This window comes from Affinirhizobium straminoryzae (assembly GCF_007004135.1).
Lineage (GTDB): Bacteria > Pseudomonadota > Alphaproteobacteria > Rhizobiales > Rhizobiaceae > Neorhizobium > Neorhizobium straminoryzae.
Map to the genome: position 1 here is coordinate 1 of NZ_VJMG01000036.1, position 17,857 is coordinate 17,857.

23 protein-coding genes are annotated in these 17,857 nt (G+C 58.6%); 18 read left to right on the forward strand and 5 right to left on the reverse strand.

What is annotated here, in order from left to right; all coding sequences use genetic code 11:
* Positions 1 to 25 precede the first annotated feature (25 nt).
* The 4 genes from FNA46_RS13410 to FNA46_RS13425 form a co-directional block, all read right to left on the reverse strand.
* The gene (locus FNA46_RS13410; protein WP_143125715.1) at positions 26 to 763 is read right to left on the reverse strand and encodes a DUF2971 domain-containing protein; all 738 of its coding nucleotides are present in this window, start codon (positions 761 to 763) and stop codon (positions 26 to 28) included.
* Between the two features lie 858 nt (positions 764 to 1,621).
* Positions 1,622 to 2,716, reverse strand: coding sequence for an MrcB family domain-containing protein (locus FNA46_RS13415; RefSeq protein ID WP_143125716.1), 1,095 nt, complete (start codon positions 2,714 to 2,716; stop codon positions 1,622 to 1,624).
* 494 nt (positions 2,717 to 3,210) lie between these two features.
* Complete coding sequence (locus FNA46_RS13420; protein WP_143125717.1) at positions 3,211 to 5,538, reverse strand: NACHT domain-containing protein; 2,328 nt, start codon at positions 5,536 to 5,538, stop codon at positions 3,211 to 3,213.
* A gap of 24 nt (positions 5,539 to 5,562) precedes the next feature.
* Positions 5,563 to 6,285, reverse strand: a complete 723-nt coding sequence (locus FNA46_RS13425) for a LexA family transcriptional regulator (protein ID WP_246103071.1) — start codon at positions 6,283 to 6,285, stop codon at positions 5,563 to 5,565.
* 94 nt (positions 6,286 to 6,379) lie between these two features.
* On the opposite strand from FNA46_RS13425, the gene FNA46_RS13430 reads away from it, so the two are divergent.
* The 10 genes from FNA46_RS13430 (at position 6,380) to FNA46_RS13470 (ending at position 12,874) form a co-directional block, all read left to right on the forward strand.
* Positions 6,380 to 6,715: a helix-turn-helix domain-containing protein gene (locus tag FNA46_RS13430; protein ID WP_143125718.1), complete on the forward strand. Its 336-nt coding sequence runs from the start codon at positions 6,380 to 6,382 to the stop codon at positions 6,713 to 6,715.
* A 2-nt stretch (positions 6,716 to 6,717) separates the two neighbouring features.
* On the forward strand, positions 6,718 to 6,846 hold the full coding sequence (locus FNA46_RS26540) for a hypothetical protein (RefSeq protein WP_281288946.1): 129 nt from the start codon (positions 6,718 to 6,720) through the stop codon (positions 6,844 to 6,846).
* Complete coding sequence (locus tag FNA46_RS13435) at positions 6,843 to 7,202, forward strand: hypothetical protein (RefSeq protein WP_143125719.1); 360 nt, start codon at positions 6,843 to 6,845, stop codon at positions 7,200 to 7,202. The genes FNA46_RS26540 and FNA46_RS13435 overlap by 4 nt, the downstream gene beginning before the upstream one ends.
* Positions 7,202 to 8,041, forward strand: a complete 840-nt coding sequence (locus tag FNA46_RS13440) for a ParB/RepB/Spo0J family partition protein (RefSeq protein ID WP_143125720.1) — start codon at positions 7,202 to 7,204, stop codon at positions 8,039 to 8,041. The genes FNA46_RS13435 and FNA46_RS13440 overlap by 1 nt, the downstream gene beginning before the upstream one ends.
* Positions 8,041 to 8,499: a hypothetical protein gene (locus FNA46_RS13445; RefSeq protein WP_143125721.1), complete on the forward strand. Its 459-nt coding sequence runs from the start codon at positions 8,041 to 8,043 to the stop codon at positions 8,497 to 8,499. The genes FNA46_RS13440 and FNA46_RS13445 overlap by 1 nt, the downstream gene beginning before the upstream one ends.
* Positions 8,499 to 10,502 (forward strand): transposase domain-containing protein, encoded by a 2,004-nt coding sequence (locus FNA46_RS13450; protein ID WP_246103073.1) that lies wholly within the window; start codon positions 8,499 to 8,501, stop codon positions 10,500 to 10,502. Before FNA46_RS13445 ends, FNA46_RS13450 begins: the two co-directional genes overlap by 1 nt.
* A gap of 119 nt (positions 10,503 to 10,621) precedes the next feature.
* Positions 10,622 to 11,641 (forward strand): AAA family ATPase, encoded by a 1,020-nt coding sequence (locus FNA46_RS13455; protein WP_143125722.1) that lies wholly within the window; start codon positions 10,622 to 10,624, stop codon positions 11,639 to 11,641.
* Positions 11,638 to 11,940, forward strand: a complete 303-nt coding sequence (locus FNA46_RS13460) for a hypothetical protein (protein ID WP_143125723.1) — start codon at positions 11,638 to 11,640, stop codon at positions 11,938 to 11,940. The genes FNA46_RS13455 and FNA46_RS13460 overlap by 4 nt, the downstream gene beginning before the upstream one ends.
* On the forward strand, positions 11,937 to 12,176 hold the full coding sequence (locus tag FNA46_RS13465; protein WP_143125724.1) for a hypothetical protein: 240 nt from the start codon (positions 11,937 to 11,939) through the stop codon (positions 12,174 to 12,176). The genes FNA46_RS13460 and FNA46_RS13465 overlap by 4 nt, the downstream gene beginning before the upstream one ends.
* Positions 12,177 to 12,223: 47 nt before the next feature.
* The gene (locus FNA46_RS13470; protein ID WP_143125725.1) at positions 12,224 to 12,874 is read left to right on the forward strand and encodes a DUF3164 family protein; all 651 of its coding nucleotides are present in this window, start codon (positions 12,224 to 12,226) and stop codon (positions 12,872 to 12,874) included.
* A gap of 18 nt (positions 12,875 to 12,892) precedes the next feature.
* On the opposite strand, the gene FNA46_RS13475 is transcribed toward FNA46_RS13470, so the two are convergent.
* Positions 12,893 to 14,122: a DUF6161 domain-containing protein gene (locus FNA46_RS13475; protein WP_143125726.1), complete on the reverse strand. Its 1,230-nt coding sequence runs from the start codon at positions 14,120 to 14,122 to the stop codon at positions 12,893 to 12,895.
* Between the two features lie 92 nt (positions 14,123 to 14,214).
* Here FNA46_RS13475 and FNA46_RS13480 point away from each other — a divergent pair, with 92 nt between their 5' ends.
* From FNA46_RS13480 to FNA46_RS13520, 8 genes are all read left to right on the forward strand, one after another.
* Positions 14,215 to 14,862 (forward strand): regulatory protein GemA, encoded by a 648-nt coding sequence (locus FNA46_RS13480; protein ID WP_143125727.1) that lies wholly within the window; start codon positions 14,215 to 14,217, stop codon positions 14,860 to 14,862.
* Positions 14,859 to 15,245 carry a helix-turn-helix domain-containing protein gene (locus tag FNA46_RS13485; RefSeq protein ID WP_143125728.1) on the forward strand — a complete coding sequence of 129 codons (387 nt, stop codon included), beginning with the start codon at positions 14,859 to 14,861 and terminating at the stop codon, positions 15,243 to 15,245. Before FNA46_RS13480 ends, FNA46_RS13485 begins: the two co-directional genes overlap by 4 nt.
* A gap of 84 nt (positions 15,246 to 15,329) precedes the next feature.
* The gene (locus FNA46_RS13490; RefSeq protein ID WP_143125729.1) at positions 15,330 to 16,163 is read left to right on the forward strand and encodes a peptidoglycan-binding protein; all 834 of its coding nucleotides are present in this window, start codon (positions 15,330 to 15,332) and stop codon (positions 16,161 to 16,163) included.
* A gap of 5 nt (positions 16,164 to 16,168) precedes the next feature.
* Positions 16,169 to 16,444, forward strand: a complete 276-nt coding sequence (locus tag FNA46_RS13495; RefSeq protein ID WP_185969850.1) for an NAD(P)+ transhydrogenase beta chain — start codon at positions 16,169 to 16,171, stop codon at positions 16,442 to 16,444.
* A complete protein-coding gene (locus FNA46_RS13500) occupies positions 16,441 to 16,809 on the forward strand; it encodes a hypothetical protein (protein ID WP_143125730.1) in 369 nt (122 codons plus the stop codon). The genes FNA46_RS13495 and FNA46_RS13500 overlap by 4 nt, the downstream gene beginning before the upstream one ends.
* A 203-nt stretch (positions 16,810 to 17,012) precedes the next feature.
* Positions 17,013 to 17,231 (forward strand): TraR/DksA C4-type zinc finger protein, encoded by a 219-nt coding sequence (locus FNA46_RS13510; protein ID WP_143125732.1) that lies wholly within the window; start codon positions 17,013 to 17,015, stop codon positions 17,229 to 17,231.
* On the forward strand, positions 17,228 to 17,563 hold the full coding sequence (locus FNA46_RS13515; RefSeq protein WP_143125733.1) for a DUF2730 family protein: 336 nt from the start codon (positions 17,228 to 17,230) through the stop codon (positions 17,561 to 17,563). Before FNA46_RS13510 ends, FNA46_RS13515 begins: the two co-directional genes overlap by 4 nt.
* Positions 17,560 to 17,856, forward strand: coding sequence for a hypothetical protein (locus tag FNA46_RS13520; RefSeq protein ID WP_143125734.1), 297 nt, complete (start codon positions 17,560 to 17,562; stop codon positions 17,854 to 17,856). The genes FNA46_RS13515 and FNA46_RS13520 overlap by 4 nt, the downstream gene beginning before the upstream one ends.
* Position 17,857 lies beyond the last annotated feature (1 nt).

Below are 17,857 nucleotides of genomic sequence, written 5' to 3' on the forward strand. Positions count from 1 at the left end.
AAGAAACCGGCAGCAGGCCAAGAATTTAAAATTGCCCGTGGTCCACAATCGCGCTTGCAATTAGAGCGTCTAGCAGCTCAAGGGGTGTCGTCGTATCCGCAAGACCTCCTGGCTTTGCCGGATCCAAAAGCAGAATTCGAAGTTCGGACTCGTGTACGAAGTCTCGAGGCTTAATAAACGAAGCCGACAACCATCTTGTAATCTCTGAAGTATTTTCTTCTAAAACAAAACGCTCGGGCACCGTGAATCTTTCGTCCTTATGCCCGTACTCAATTCGACGGCCAAGAAAAACAAATTGAGCGATATCCTCTCTCGCTCGAATCACAGTTTCCAGCGCATCGAGCAGACGCTTCAAGTCATAGCTAACGAATGCTGCAAGTTCAAAGTTATCTTTGGAGCGAATGAGTTTGGCTCTTTCGACGTCGAAATCTCCTATAGTGGAGCAGCTGCAGTAGTCATTAATCACGTATTCGCGAACAATCGCATTCATGCCAGGATCGAATAAGACGTTTTGGAAATGGGCTTTTCCGAGTTGAATGTCTTCGACTTTTCCGGTGGCCGTCTGGAAAGTCTGACGGACCCTACCCTCTGAAAGATCACTAAATCGCCCTCTGACGCTCTCCTCTTTAGCACGATAGCTACCCGTCGTCCCGAAGCGAAAATATCCTTTAAGAACGCGATCAAGATACTTCGGGTGGATGTGGCGGGTAATCGTGGCCGGTAGATCGCTGGGTTGTAAATATGTTAGATCGTCTACGGTCAAAGGTGGAACATCAACGTTGTTTCTGATGTGAATTCCGACGAAGCCAGCTTGAAACGATTCTTTTGTTGATCTTGGATCACCGACTGCTAGTGGCGGTCGGAATGAGGGAGTCGGCACGCCGGAACGACTGGCGTTTTTAAGATGCGCGCTCCCAATTCATCTCCCTTTGAAAATTTCGCCATCCAATTCTCCCCCAAATATGTAGGAAGAAAGCATACAATTTTCCGGAAACTTAATAAAGCTCACATGGTCAGGTGGTCACCGTCTAGAAAGAAACGTCGTGCATTGCTGTCGCCGACCTGCGGAACTTGGCTTCGCATATAATATGCAAGACTTTTATTTTTCCGGATTTAGGTGTCAAAATTCCGGAAATCCGCGTCAAGCTACACCGCGTCAAGCTACACTATCCATAGGTCATTGATTGTTGTTCGACAAACCGAGACGGAATTTGCGGGAATTTCCGGGGTCGGACGGGAATGCGCGGAAGCGTCCTATTTCGAAGGGATTTTGCCGCTGCGAAGCAGAGGTGCAGTCGGGATGGCCGCAGCCGGACCAAATTCATAATGGAGCTTATGCGGCAAACTTTGCTCGAAGGCCGCCGAGCCTTCAAGCGGTCTTCAAAACCGGCTCCCCTGCCCTTCAAATGGCTTCAAGCCCTTGATTTCTTGAGCGACGTGCGCGGCACACCGTTGCAGCGCTTTCGGTCTGCAGGGCGCCTTCGGGGCGGACTTCTCAATTGAGAAATCCGCCTTCAGCGACAAACGCGTGAGAAATACAGAAAATAATGCAAAATCAAAGCGTTGACAAACAGGCCTACGAGGAGAGATTTCCGACGTCCCTCCCCGTGAGTTTGGCGGGTCAGAGCTTCACCTGATAGGCGATTGCCTTACGCTCGCAACTCTTCACATCCCACGCGTGGTACACGGTCAACGAGCCGCCGGAGGCAACGGGTTTGGCGCCATTGCGTTGGCGGACCAGATCGATATCGCGCACCAGACACAGAGCATTATTCGGGAAATACGCTTCATGCGCCGCCACCTCATTGGAGGTCATCAGGATGTGGTCACCAGACGAGGTGGTGCCCTTCACCTCGACGATGATCAGTTCGTCATCCTTCTTAAGGACGAAGTCATACGGGCGTGACGCACTCTTATTCTCGCAAACGTACCCCTGGCTTCCAAAGTGGCGTTCAACGACATTCATGGCGTGAACTTCAACAGCTTTGCGCTCATCAGCCGTCAGGCCAAACCCTTGCCCCGAACCAGAACGCCTGCCGCGCATGGCAGTGACGATTTCCTCCTGACCGATAGCAAATTCCAACTCGTCAGCATCAGGGGATCGGCCGAGGTCATCTTCATTGTAAATCCGGTGGAGAAGGCCCGCAAACAACAGCAAGTCACTACGGAATTCATCCTCGGACGGAAGCGCATCAGCATGATAGACTTTGGCAACCGGCGCGGAGGCCTCATAGGCGCTTCCGAGCTTGCCATTCGCACCCAGCTCGATTTCCGGAAGGAGATCAGGATGCTCACCGAAAGAATTTGAGAGGACGCCGCGAGCCCAGGAGGTGAGCCGCCGCATCTGCTCTTTAGGTTTCTTCTCAAAACCCGTGCCGGTCCACGTGGTCGCTCCGTGATTGATAGCGAGATAGAGCTTTTTCCCTTCAGAATGGAAGAGAATGACCATATACCAACCCGTCTGGGGATTGGGCGACCTTTTCTTCGAATAAATGCGGATCCACGGAATCGCGGTCTTGAGGCCGGAGCCATCGCTGCCGATGATACCGAGATCGTCCTTTGGAATATTCAGGATCGCCGAGAACGCATCCGAAAGTTCACCCAGTTCGACTCGGAGATCGTCTCGCACAAGCGTCCCTCTCTCCTGCATCGCGGGCGTGTTGTCGGCTGACCATTCCTGTTGAAGTTCTACGATACGGGCGAGCGTTTCAATCATGGATACCTCCTGTAGATTGAGGGCAACCTCCCGCACAATCGTCAAGAATTCGATACCGTCAGTTTATCGGAAATCTCGACATCCTTCGCTAGCCTTCGGCATCTAGCGATCACACCGGACCCAGCCTCCAAACCTCGTAAGCAATCAGCGGCGAACATCTTCAAAGACATCATTTCTTGCGCCACCAATGCGGCGGAATCATCAACGCGAGCCCCAGGCCCCAGGAGGCTGAAGTAATGAAGGGCTCAAGGGCGGCCCAGAACAGCCACGACGATGGCTTCACCTACGCAAGGCCGGTGACAACTTCTTCATATTCTTTGATCACGGTTTTCGAGCCGTGCAGCCGATTGCCGCCATGCTGCTTCCGTGATCAACTTCAAACCAACATCCGGGGAAAAAATGTCGTTTCCCGCCTTCTCCCAGCCTTGGGCCGCATAAATTCGGAGAGTCTGGAACGTCTCACAGGCGGCGCGTGCGCTTCTAAATGATATACCCTAGATGCGCCCGAAGTATCGCTCTAGTGGTCCAGTCACTAGGATTGAAGATCGAGCTACGTCACCCTTCGAAATCACCGATTTCGCTACTTCGCCAAGCTCCGCGCATTCGTCTACCCCAAACTCATAGGAAAGACATCCAGACTGATCCAAATCATAATCGCTGACCATAAAGCTCCGCATGCCAACATCATGTGCAAAAGCCCAAACGCCATTGACGCTTATACGTATTTTTAAAGCTTCCACAGAAATGCAATTAGAAATAAATATGCTTCTAATAGAAGAAATGCTTTCATCAGAAATATGATTTATTTTATCAGACCGCTTTTCTTTATACAATTTAGAAAGCGAAATTTGATCCAAACTATTAAATGCAAAAACCAGAAGACGCTTTGCCAAAGCAGATCTATCCTGCCGATTCAGGTGCTCTGAAGCAATCAATGAAACCGCGTAGACAGTGCTAATTTTTGTGGCTGTCCGGAATGCCTCAAATATGAAATCGTCAATCGTCTGCGCATCGCTGCCTTCCCGAAGATGGCGCTCATAGAGCGCAAAAATCTGTGGTGCCGTTGGCCTCGACAGAGGTTGCGGAGCGCCACTGACATCAAAATCCTCATGCAGTGAGGCAGCTCTAAAGAATTCTCTTAAAGTGGGGCCTCTCACGAATTCTATACCTTGAGCGATTTTGCTTGCCCCTTCAGGCGGACCGTCCATTACGAACGAGAGAATGTCCTTGTTTGCATGCCGGAAAAATTGCGCAAATCGCTCGCGAGAAAATGTCTGCTGGACGAAATAGCCGGCGACCAAAAACTCAAGGTAGCTCTTGTGAGGAAAGTAGTATATTGCCCCTCCCTTTGTTCCAACAGCCTCAGTATATTGCGCTAATCGCTCTATAACCGACCCCACCAAGGCTTCTCTCAGCGATCCTTCGGAGCGGCCCTCGATGTTGAGCGATTCTGGAATGAGGTCACGAGGTAATTCCGATGGAGTAAATCTGTTTTCGCGCTTATCTACCAATACCCACCAAGCTACGTTCTGCATGAAAACGGATCGCGGATCACTGTACCCGACCGAAGATTCCCCTATATCGATCATTCGCGCCGGCTTGGATTGCTCACGCTTTACGAATTCATAGATGAACTCGCTGTAAAGCCGATATCTAGTGAGCTCCCCCGGCAAATTATTGTATTTTTTCAGAATTTTCGCATACATCCATAACTGCACGGGACGTGATAGAATATCAATCTCTCTTTTTTCGTACTTCGGAAACCCAGACCTCGAATTATCTACGCAGAGATTCCCAAGATAAGATATAATCTGCGCCTCAGAAAGAGGAGATACTTGGATTTTCTCTAAATCTGCATCCGAACTTCCTATAGAAGAAAGAAGATCTGCAAATACGCGCTCCTCCTCTTCTTCAGAGAAGAATGAATCTGGCCTGCCAAGAATAATTGTTTTGGAATTACCCTCGAAAAGCGGAGCCATCTTCTCAAATGTGAAGGCGAATTCCGCAATCGACATAGCGTGACGCATCTCGTCGAAGCCATCTAAAATGATGAGAAATAGCCCTTCCTCAACCATCCGTAAAAACAGATTGTAATTAAAATTCCCGACGCTCGCACCCCCTTCTGAACCAGTCAGAACTGAACAAACGAGGCCCATCAGATCTTGTTTGGTAAATAGTTTTCCCAGCGATATGCGAATGGGTATACGAGGGAAGGTGCCGTTTTGATATTCTGATGACAGTGTGGATGCCAGGTAGAGACTAAAGCTTGTCTTCCCTAAGCCGTAACCACCATAGATGAGGAGCGCTCTTCCCTCAGATGCGATCCATTTTCGCGTACACTCCTCCAAGGTGCCTTCTCGATCGATCGCGTTCAAATGAAGAAAATTTTTGTAGGATTTGTCATTCTTGAAGGACGCGATGTTGTCTTCGAGCAAGAACGAGAAATTCATAATTTCAGACAAGAATTCTTGGTACGTCGAATGCACGACGTTCTTCATTTTTTTTAATGTATCGTAGGGCTGTTGACTCAATTCGTGATTAGAAATGATCCAAAGATAATTTATGTCACCGGCATCAATTGCTCTATAATATTTAATCTCGATTTCAGCAAGATCTGTGGAATTGAGAGACTTTGCCCAATCCTTGCATTCCACCGCAACCTTCATCTGAAATTTGGAGCTTTTCTGGTCGATGAAGTATACGTCAGCCGTCGTAGGACCGATAGGGTACTCTAATTCCACTTTTCTATGAACAATACTTAAAATAGCTGCCACTTTATCGCGTAATGCTGATCCGGGCTTCTTCTTGATTATCGCATCCACTGACAATTCCTCCAAAATCGAAGACTACCGCACCGGCATAGGCGCATGCCCCGTAAACATCACCCTGCCCCCCACGCTCAGCTCGTGCACCCTATCCGCCGCGAACACCTCGGGCGGATAGCCGGCAGCCTGGTTGTCTGAGGTGAGGTAAAGCTTGCCGTCCATGGACCATCTGGCGCGTTTCACCAGGACTTTGTCCATGACGTTGAAGTGATAGATCCGGCCGTCGTCGACCTCGGTCTTGGAGGCGTCGACAATGAGAAGTGCGCCGTCTGGAATAGTCGGCCACATGGAGTCCCCGCGCGCTTCCAAGATGTAGCAATACTCCGGTTGAGCACCGAGATTTCGCAAAAATTCCCGACCAAAGCTCACCTCCCCTACCGGCATTTGGTCAACTGCAATCAGTCCGTTTCCGGCGGATGCGCGTGCATTGAAGCGAGGCAGGCGAACCAGATCTGTCGCAGCCAGATCGGGGAGCGCTTGGGAAGCAGCTTGACCGCCGAAAAGCAACCATTGCGGCTCCACCCCGAGAATATCACAAATTTTTGCGATCTCATGCAGGCCGAATGACTGCCGGCCTTTTTTATAAGCCGTCCAGGTATTGGGTGAGATCCCCAATTTTGCAGCAAATTCGCCCTCACTTGCCTCACCTTTAAGGGTGAGAAGCCGCGAAATGACGCCCTCGTAGTCAAATGATACGACCATGCGCGGTGGCGCAGATTTTTGCGATACAGATTTGACTGTCACAATTTTCTGCGATAACCTTTCCATAAATACGGACCAAAACAACCATGAAAAGGGAGACCGGCCAGGGTCTCCCTCTCCACAACGAGGATCCACTATGCACCGGCCCAGCCAAGCCGACAAGCAGACCACAACCGCAGTCGACAGGAAGATTTCCGAGATCACCACCATCAAGAGCAAGCTCTACAGGGCAGGTCTCACGCTTCTTGAAATCGACCGCACTTACGACCTCCCCAGAGGCACCGCAGGAACCACCCTGCGGGAGCCCAATGTGAAGGGCGAGCGGGCGATTGCCGCAGCTCTCGGCACACGGCCAGAACTGCTCTGGCGGACGCGTTACCACGCCTCCGGTCTGCGGAAATCGCCTCAACCCGCTGAAAACTATGTCCGCCCCGCCACGATGGCGCAACGCCAAATCGAAGCGAGGGCTTAGACATGAAAAACCCCTTCATCCCCTCCCGTTCCCCCATCTGCCGCGTGGCGGATTGGCTGATGATCTTTGGCCTCGCGATAGCCGGCCTCGTCGCCGTGATCGCCGCTCTCCTCTCGCAGGTGATGGCATGATCGACATCTACAATGCCAAGGCCCTTTACGAAGCCCAGCTGCACGCCTGCTATGCCGCCGTGCGGGAAGGCTTTCCGCATCTTGCCATCCGCGACATCGTCGAGCCTCCGCACCAGTGGTTCGATGCGGCGCTTGCCCGCCAGGTGGTCATTCACCTGATGGTCACGGAATTCCGCTGGCCGAAGCGCCGCGTCGTGGAGATGGAGGATCGCTCGCGCGAAGCAGTCAACCGGGCGCTGCGCACCATCGACACCCGGCTGGAAACGCCGCGTTTCAACACGCATTACCGCAGCATCGCGGCCCGCGCCCATACCCTCGCCTTCCTGCAGACGGAAGAGGAAAGAGGAGTGGCCTGATGCCGGATTACAAGCAGCTTTCCCTCTCGCAGATCCTGATCGGCCCGCGCCAGCGCCCGATCGACCGCGATTATGCCGCAGTGATCGGCGCCTCCATGAAGGAACACGGCCAGTTGCAGCCCATCGTGGTGCGCGCCACGCCGGCCGCCCAATGCCCTTACACGCTGGTGATCGGCGGCCATCGCTGCACCGGCGCCGAGATCCACGGCATCGAGATGCTCGATGCCATCGTGGTGAAAGCCAACAGCGCCGATGCGCAGATGCTGGAACTGGCGGAAAACCTGCACCGCCGGGATCTCTCGGTTCTCGACCGCGCCTATTTCGTGCAGGCGTACCGCGACCTTTGGGAGAGCAAGTACGGAAAAATTTCCCCGGGCAGAGAGAATAGCGACAAGCTGTCGCTATTCTCGGCAGAAGGGGCATCCTGCTACTCGCAGGCAGTCGCGGACAAATTAGGCCTGACGGTGCGTTCAGCCCAGCGGTTGAACAAAATCAGCAGCCAGCTTCACCCCGATCTCCGCGCCGTCCTGCAAACCTCTCCGGCCGCCGACAACCAGTCGCAGCTGCTGGCGCTCGCCAAGATGGAACCGCAGAAGCAGCGGCAGATGGCCGTGGCGCTGAAGGCGGAGCCGGATGTGAAGAAGGCGCTCGCCATCGTCGACCCCGCCCCGCGCCTGCCCAAGGCGCAGGCGGAACAGGCCCTGCTGCTCTCCCGCCTCGTCACCGCCTGGGAAGATGCCAGCGAAGAGACCCGCCGCCAGTTCCTCGAACATATCGGCATGGAAGGCAGCGCCGAGCTTTCGCAGCTGATGGCCGACCTGAAGAGCGAGGCCGCGTGATGAGCAAGAACCCCGCGCAACTCGATTTCTTCCTGGAACCGCTGTTTCCGGTGCGCTCGCCGGTCACCACGATCGACCTCGACCGCTTCCGCGCCCGCCTGAAGCGGGAAATGGCCCGTGCCATCCGCGAATGCCCGCATTCCCGCGAAGTGATTGCCGCCCGCATGGCGCATTATCTCGGCCTGCCCAACCTCTCGAAGATGACGCTCGATGCCTATACGGCCGAGAGCAAGGCAACGCATGATGTGAGCCTCGTGCGCTTCAAGGCCTTCGTGCGCGCCACCGGCGCCGTCTGGCTGTGGGATTTCGTCGTCTCGGAAGATGGCCTGACCCTGCTCGAAGGCGACGAGGCGCGGCTTGCCGAGATCGCCCGCCTGCAACAGGAACAGCGCGAACTGCAGCAGCGCCTGAAGACGCTGCGCGCCACGCCGATCAACATCAAGCGGCGGGGGCTGTGATGGCGGGCAAGCGTTCCTCCAAATTGCAGATGCCGAAGGTGGAGAAGGAATTCTATTCCGTCGCCGAACTGGCCGAAGCCAACCTGCCGGGCCTGCCGCGCGATATGTCCGCCATCGACAAGATCGCCCGCGCCCGCTGGCGCGGCGACGAGCGGCTGGCGCGCCGCGTGCCCGGCAAGACAAAACCCGTCTGGGAATATCACTATTCCCTTCTGCCGCAGATCGCCCAGACGCGGCTGCTCGTGGTGCACACAGGCCCCGCCAATGACGACCGCAACCTGAACCGCGAACGCAAATCCAAGCTGTGGGCCGAGTATGAGGCGCTTTCCGCCGAACAGAAAATCATCTGTGAAGCGCGTTTGAAGGCCCTTCAAATCGCCGAGGATCTGGAACGCGGCGGCATGCTGGCGGTCGCTTCGATCACCATGGCCTGCCGGCGCGCCGGCGTGACCAAATCCGCCTTCTACGAATGGCGCAAGCAGGTGGAAGGCCATGACCGGGAAGATTGGCTGGCGGCGCTTGCCCCGTCCTACCGCACCGACAGCCGCTGGGCCGAATGCCACGAGGAGGCCTGGGACGTTCTGAAAAGCGATTACCTGCGCCCGGAACGACCGACCTTTTCCGCCTGCTATCGCCGCATGGTGAAGCTCGCAAAGGCAAAGAAGTGGCATCCCATCCCGACCGAACGGGCGCTGCGCCGCCGCTTCGACCATGAAGTGCCGGAAGCCGTGCAGGTTCTGGCGCGCCAGGGCAAGGAAAAGGCAAAGTTCCTCTTTCCCTCCCAGCGCCGCACCCGCTCCCATCTGCACGCCATGCAGGCCGTCAACATGGACGGGCATCGCTTCGACGTCTTCGTGGAATTCCCGGACGGCCGCATCGACCGCATCCACCTCATCGCCCTGCAGGATCTCTATTCAGGCAAGTTCGTTGCCTGGCGCCTCTCCGACAGCGAGAACAAGGATGCGGTGCGGCTCGTCATCGGCGACATGGTCGAGAACTTCGGCATCCCGGACCAGATCACGCTCGACAACGGCCGTGCCTTCACCAGCAAGTGGCTGACGGGCGGCGCCAAGACCCGCTATCGCTTCAAGATCCGCGACGAGGATCCGAAGGGCCTGCTGGTCACGCTCGGCATCGAACTGCAGTTCACCAAGCCCTATTCCGGCCAGTCGAAGCCGATCGAACGCGCCTTCCTCGACCTCACCGACACCATCGCCCGCCATCCGGTCTGCGCCGGCGCCTATACCGGCAACAAGCCCGATGCGAAGCCGGAAAACTACCGGACGAAGGCCGTTCCGCTCGCCACCTTCGTGGATCTGGTGAACCGGGAAATCGCCGAACACAACGCCCGGCCGGGCCGCACCGGCGGCAACTGCAACGGCCGCAGCTTTGACGAAACCTTCAACCAGAGCATGGCCGAACCGGGCACGGTCGTGCGGTATGCCACCGCCGCGCAACGTTCCCTCTGGCTGCTGGCCGCCGAAGGCATCACCGCCCGCAAGCCGGACGGCCATATCGAACTGCACCGCAATCGATACTGGGCGCCGGCGCTCACCGGCTATGTCGGCAAGAAGGTCGTCGTGCGCTTCGATCCGGACCGGCTGCACCAGAGCATCAAGGTCTATGACCTGAACAATGTTCTGATCTGCGATGCCGCCTGCCTGGACGACACCGGCTTCCATGACACCGTGGCGGCGCGCCAGCACGCCCGCACGAAGAAGGATCTGGAGAAGGCGCTCGCCGCTGAACGCGACGCGCATGTCCGCCTGAAGGCACAGGACCTTGCAGACCTCTACACGCGGGCCGAACGCGCGGCCGAGCCGCCAGCGCCAAAGCCGAAACCGCCCCGCGTGACCCGCATCGCCCGCAGCAATGTGGCGCCCAAGCCGGCGCCGCTGATGGAAGACCGTGAGGTCGAAGACAGCTTTTCCCGCGCGCTTTCCCTGATTTCCGGGACGCCTGCGGTCATCCCATTCCCGCAAGGGGATCGGTCCCGGAAGTAGTGCGTCGGGACCGCATAGCAGAGCCGTGAAGTACCGAGTCCGGTTCCACAAAAAAATGGGCGGGGAAACCCGCCCACTCAAAACGCCCCTCGCGGGGCTCACACAAACGGAACCTTCGCATGAACAAGCATATCGACGCAAGACCTTTTACTGGCTGGGAACAGCCCGAACCCGACAGCGCCTTCCTTGAGAAGCATGCCGACGACATCGACGAGTGGCGCCAGATCCGCGGCCAGGTGGTCGAGATCGCCATCGCCAACAGCTGGTCGAAGGCGGAAGTCACCCGCCGCAGCGGCATGAAGGAAGGCACCTTCTCCCAATGGTTCTCCGGCACCTATCTCGGCCGCCTGGACAACATGAACCGCCAGATGCGGTCATGGGTCTCGGCCGTGGTCGAGGCCGCCGCCATGCCGGCCATCCCCTCCTCGCCAACCTTCATCAAGACCCGCATCGCGGCCGAGATCGCCCACACCCTGCAATGGGCGCAGCTGACGGCCGATCTGGTCATCATCACCGTGGCCGCCGGCAACGGAAAAACCTGCACCTGCCGGCACTACAAGGCCACCCATCCGAACGTCTTCCACGCCACGATCAGCCCCCACACCAAGACCGTTCACGGCATGCTGGTCGAACTGGCGGCCGAACTCGGTATCCACGAAAACAACCCGGCCCGCCTTACCCGCGCCATCGGCGCCAAGCTCGGCCGCACCGGCGGCGGCTCGCTGCTGATCGTGGACGAGGCCCAGAACCTTGTCGACGATGCGATCAACCAGCTGCGGCATTTCTCCGACATCAACCAGTGCGGCATCGCGCTGGTCGGCAATGAGGAGGTTTATTCCCGCTTCGTCGCCCAGGTGAAGGGGCGTTCCTACGCCCAGCTGAAGCGCCGCGTCAGCAAGCACCTCAAGCGCCAGAAGCCCTACACGGAGGATATTGCGGCCTACATCCGCGCCTGGGGCGTCACCGACCCGGACAGCGTCAAGCTGTTGACGGGCATCGGCCTCAAGGCCGGCGCGCTCGGGCAGATCGAGAAGACCATGAAGCTCGCGACGATGTTTGCCATGGGCGACGACCGGGAGGTGACGGTGCGCGACATCGAGGCCGCCTGGAAGAACCGCGACATCGAGGACATGGCATGATGTCGGCGCCGTCTCTCACCCACGAACTCGATCTGCTGAAGCGCCAATTCCAGCCCTTCACCAAGACCGGCCTCAGCCTGAACGGCGGCGAGGTGAAGCGCCTGACCGGCCGGTTGAACCTTCTCATCCGCCTTTCCCGCAGCCTGGAGACGGAACTTTCCATCCACCGGCTGGCAGAAGACGGCCGCGCCCAGGCGGACGCCCTGGAACAGGTGACCACCGACATCGCCGGCGATCTCATCCTCGCCGCCGAAGGCAATGTCGTTCGTCCGGATTTCACGAAGGGAAGCCGCAAATGATCTCGGCCATTCAGGAACTCACAGCGATCCGCGACCGGATCAAGCCGGCCATCCATGGCGGCCTGCGGCTCTCCAGCGAAGACACCGCCGCCCTCGTCCGCCAACTGAACACCACGATCGAACTGGTGCGCGAAACCGAAGACGAGAAGCGGATCATCGAGCTTGCCCTGCAGGCCCGCCATGTCGGCCGCCCTCGCCTGCAGCTCGTCCGCCAGACCGGAGCGCCGCCGGCATGACCGGACGGCCGCCCCAAGCCCTTCAGACCGAACAGAAAGACAGCCCCATGACCCCGAACCTCGACACCGCCAACGACGACGGCATCATCACCTTCAACGGCCGCCAGTACATGCCGGACGCCAAGGGCAAGCTGACGCCCCTCGACATGCTGAAGCCGCAGCACCGGCTGGAAGACCAGACCGTGCGCAAGATCATGAAGTTCGCGCTGGACCTCAACGCCCAGATCCGGCGCTTCCGCGACCACACCATGGTCGACCTCGGCACCTTCGACGCCCTGCTGGAAGAGGAATACGGCGCCCGCATCGGCGGCGCCAAGGGCAACCGCACCTATCAGACCATTGACGGGCTGATGCGCGTCCAGGTGCAGGTGGCCGATCTCATCGACTTCGGCCCGGAACTGCAGGTGGCCAAGAAGCTCGTCGACGAATGCCTGAATGAATGGTCGGCCGACAGCCGACCGGAAATCCAGACGCTGGTCAGCGATGCCTTCGACACCGACAAGGAAGGCAAGATCAACCGCTCGAAGATCTTCATGCTGCTGCGCCAGTCGATCGAGGACGACCGCTGGAAACGCGCCATGGACGCCATTCGCGACGCCATGCGGGTGACCGGTTCAAAGGAATATGTGCGCTTCTATCTGCGCGACCAGCCGGACGCCGGCTGGCAGGCGGTTACCATCGATCTGGCGAGGGCGTGAAGGCTGGCCATGAAACATTCACTTTCCAATAGCCTTGTCCATCAGTTCCGTGAAATTCGGCGGTTCGACATTATCCGGGCCTTGCCCAGGAGATGGCCTAAAGAGGGCAGCGAGCATCAAAGCTCGGTCCTCTTTAACTGCCGCCTGCTTCTCGATGAGATGAAAATAAGTGTCCATCATAGTGTGACGCTGCCGGGCATCATCGAGCAGCAACAAAGAACGCGAATTAAAACGGACCACCAGTCGTACCACCCAGACATAAAGCAAAATGGGCAGGGTGACGACGACCAGTCGGCTGATGGCAGCGAGCGCCAGCTGAGTGTCTGTGGGATTAGGCGGCAGTCCTTGCATGCTTGCTTCGCTGATGTGACGCAGGACGCTCAGCGTTACATCCAATTGCCACAGCGCCAGCGCAGGCACCATAAGCAACAGGATTCCGAGCAGCATCGCAGATCCAATGAATGCCCTGCGGGCGGCAGTCGCTCGTTCATCCCACAACGTTTTTGCCGAGATGGTCGCAAGCCCCTCCTGCAGCGCCACCAAACGAAAGTCTGCAGCCAATACATTTTGCTCGATCCCCGAAGAGGCTTGCTCAAAGTGAGCGGTAGCAATGTGCACTTTTGCCTCAATTTCGCCCAGCATAGCTTTGGCTGTAGCGGTGAGTTTCAAAGCTTCGTTGCCCGCTGCTTGCAACTCGATCACTGTGTCGCTGACCTGCTGCACTTTCGCATTCAAAGATCCAGCGCCCGTTTCGAGGAACTCGGCGTATTTGGCTTGGACTTCTTCGGCTCGCTCAAGGGCTCCAGGAAATCCCAGGTCAAACTGACGCCACACAGAATAACTTATAAATTCAATTTCAAGTTGGGCATATCGGGGTTCAATGGACGTCTGAACTCGCTGCGTCTCGTAAATGTAGCCTGCCGTCAACGCAGTGACAGCCTCAGGGAAATCGTCCTGGCCGGCCAATTTTGTCAGCATTTCTCTGACATTCTTGGGATCCATTGCCGGCAGAACATTCCGAAGGGAAAATTGGCTGTCACTAAACGCGTTAGATACATCAGCCGCAGCTTTCTCCAAGGCACTAATAACTTGGATCGGTACTTTGTCATTTCCTGCAGCGGCAAACTGTCGAATTTGCGCACCGATTTCAATCTGCTCGTCGGCGAATTTACGAGTTTCCAGTTCGCGACGGCCAACAATCCGGGCCCTGAACCCTGTCCGCAGTATCTCGTAAATACTCTTATTCATAATACGCTACCCTTCACAGAATCTTCTGCGAAAAGCTGCCTGATAGATGCGTTAGATGCAAATGTCGAAGCTGATAAATCGAGGGCTGCCGCATGACCTCCTCCCTCGCCTCTCTCCACATCGCAAAGAAACAGTTCGGCCTGGACGACGAAACCTACCGGGCCAAGCTCGCCCACATCACCGGCAAGACCTCTGCCCGCGACATGACCGAGGCCGAGCGGCAGACGGTCCTTTCCGCCTTCCACAACGAAGGCTTCACGCCGCCGGCGGGGAAACCGTCCAAGGTCCTCGTCGGCCGGTATGCCAAAAAACTGCAGGCGCTCTGGATCGCGGCCCATAACCTTGACCTGGTGCGCGACCGGCGGGACGCGGCGCTGCTCGCCTTCGTCAAGCGACAGACCGGCATCGATCACACCCGCTTCCTCCATTACGCCGATGATGCGGCCAAGGTGATCGAGGCGCTGAAGGGCTGGCTGAAACGTGAGGCCAGCGTGATGTATGGCAACACCAACGGCCAGGACTGGCTGCGGCTCGACGGCGCCAAGGTCGCCTGGGCGCAATGGCGCATCCTGCACCCGAAGGCCACCCTGCTCGATCGGGGCGGCTTCGACACGGAGGTCTTCAGCCATTCGGCTACCAAGGGCATGCTGACACAACTGACGGCCAAGGACTGGCAGAGCGTCAACAATGCCTTCGGCCGCCGCATCCGGGCACGGCGCACGGATGAGGCCGCGTCATGAGCCGGACCACCACCGAAGGCGGCACGCGCGAAATCCGCGTGCCCGCCCATATCCAGCCCTATGTGACGGCCGTCGGCATCGAGAAGACCGTGCGTTTCCTGCTGGCCTTCGGTGGTTCCTACGTCTACCTCTCGACCCGTCCGCAGGACCGTTCGGCCGTGGCGAAGGAACTCGGCAAGGAGGCCGCCATCGCGCTGGCCGAACAGGCGGGCGTCGGAAGCGCGCGCGTGCCCACCGGCAAACCCTTTATCGCCGCGCATCTGCGGTATAATAAACAGCTGACGGTCAACGAGATTGCCCGCCGCCTGCATGTCACCGACGTGACCGTGCGCAAATGGCTGGCGGATGGCGAAGCCCGGCAGCTGGACCTCTTCGGCCCCTGACCCGCAAGCCGTAGCGGCTGTTTTGAAATCCCCGCGCACGCGACATTCGCTCCGACCCGCCACACCGGCGACCGGAGCTTTTTCATGTCTGATGCCAGCCTCCCGCATGCGCTCACCCTGCAGACCTTCCTGGCGATTGCCGGCCCCGTGCCGTCCAACCGGCGCAACAGCCAGGAGGTAAACGCCTCTATCCTGCGGCTGGCTTTGCCGCCGCTGATGGACACCTACGAGATTGACCGGCCGCTCCGCGTCGCGCATTTCCTCGCCCAGCTGGCGCATGAAAGCGACAGCTTCTCGACCTTCGAGGAATATGCGAGCGGCGCGGCCTATGAGGGGCGCGATGATCTCGGCAATACCCGGCCGGGCGACGGCAAGCGCTTCAAGGGACGCGGCCCGATCCAGCTGACGGGGCGTGCCAACTACCGCGCCTTTACCGGCTGGCTGCGTCGCCAGCTTCCGGGCAGCACGCCGGATTTCGAGGAGAAGCCGGAACAGGTGCTGGATGACCAGTGGGTGCCCTGGTCGGCGGTCTACTTCTGGGTCGACAAGAACCTGAACCGCTATGCCGACCGTGACGATGTGCTGGCAATTACCCGCATCATCAATGGCGGACGCAACGGCCTGGACGATCGCAAGGCAAAGCTTGCCCGCGCCAAGGCGGCCATCGCCGCGCTGCAGGCAGCCCAGACCCGGACGCCGGATCGCGGGCTGTTTCCGGTCCTGCATCGCGGGCTGATGAATGACGGCAATGTCGAGCGGCTGCAGTTCTTCCTGCGCAAGCAGGGCGCAGAGGTTGCCGTGGATGGCGATTTCGGCCCGGCGACGGAACTGGCGGTCAAGACCTTCCAGGCGCGCCGGGGCATCGTCCCGACCGGCATCGTTTCGCCCGACACCTGGTCGGCGCTGGCAGGGGAATGAGGCCGATGCACAAGCCCGGCTATTCCACGTCCAAGCGCGCGCTCTGGCTTTCCTCGATCATGGCCTGGCTGGTCATCCTGATCCTGTCGATCGGCGCCGCCATCAACGGCCAGTCGGTCGAGTTCGGCACGATCGCCGTGCCGTCCATGGTCATGCTGATCGCGGCCCTGCTCGGCATTCATCGTGGCTTCGGCTCGCTGGACTACCGCACGGCCGGCAAGATGCTGGTGGCCGACAGCGCCGCAAGCGCTGATGCCAACACGCCGGGGGACGCACGATGATCCTCGCCTTGCTCGCCAGGATCGCCACGCCCCTGATCGTCGCGGCAGCCCTCGTGGCGGCGGCGGGCTTCTCCTGCTGGCTGACGCTCCGCGTGATCGACGGCATGATCGACGACGCCCGCGCCGGCGCGATTGCCGAACGTGACGCGCACTGGACGGCCGAGATCCAGAAGTCCGAAGCCGCCACACAGAAGCGGATCGCCGACACCCTCAGAGAAACCATGGCAGCGGAAGCCGCAGCCCGCGACCAGATCGCGGCCGTCGAGGCGCGCGCCATCCAGCTGGAGAAAGAGAATGCGGCTTTGCCGGATGCTGGCGCCTGCGGCCTTGGCCGCGATCGCGTCCGCCTGCTCAACAAGCGATAGGCCGGAACCGGTGGTGAGAACCGTGCTGGTGGAACGCGACCTTGCCCCCGAGGCAAAGATCCCGTGCGCCGACCCCGTGCCCCTGCCCGACCGGGATCTCGGCGCAGCAGAAGTGCAAAGCCTCTGGGGAAGCGACCGTACCTCCCTTCGCATCTGCAAGGCGCGACAAGTCGCCGCCAATCGCTCCACGGCAGGAGGCGCCCATGCTGAGTGAGTTCGACCGCGAAGTGGCGCAGGCGCGCACCGACCAGGAACGCGATGCCTCTCTCAAGGCGGCCACCCAGGCGCTCCGGGAGATCGGCACGCTGGAATGCATCGACTGCGGCGCCACGATCCCGCCGGCGCGGCGCCGCGTCTATCCCTCCGCCCGGCGTTGCCTGGAATGCCAGACCGCCGCCGAACGGGAAGCCTATCTCAGATGACCTTTGATTTTGCCGTGGTCGGCGGCCTCGTCGGGCTTGCCGTTTCGATCTTCAACCTGATCGCCCACATCCGGACCATCATGTCCTCGGGCGAGAAGAAACTCGACGAGCGTCTGACAAAGGCCGAGGGCAAGCTCATCGAACATGACCGCCGCGTCCAGGCGCTCGAAGGCGAGATCAAGCATCTGCCGGACCGGGAGACGGCCCACAAGCTGGAACTGGCGCTCGCACAGATTTCCGGGCGCCTCGACACGCTGGACGAACGCCTCAAACCCATCGCCGCGACAAGCGGCCGACTTCAAGAGTTCTTGCTGGAGCAGGCCCAGAAATGAGCATCGAAAGGATCATTCAGGAAGAAGCGCGCCTCACAATCCTGAAGGAACTGATGAAACAGCCCAACAAGGCGCTGACCTCGGAAGCCGTCCGCCGCTTCCTGCTGGACTTCCTGCTCATCGACAAGCCGCGCGAATGGGTGGAAGCGCAATTCCAGTACCTCGCCGATCTCGCGGCCGTCGACGTGATCCCGGCGGGCACGGTCAAGATCGCCAGGCTTACGGAACGGGGCGAACTGCATCTGTCGGGGCATGTCTCCATTGCCGGCGTCCAGCGTCCGGGGCGGGTCTGAG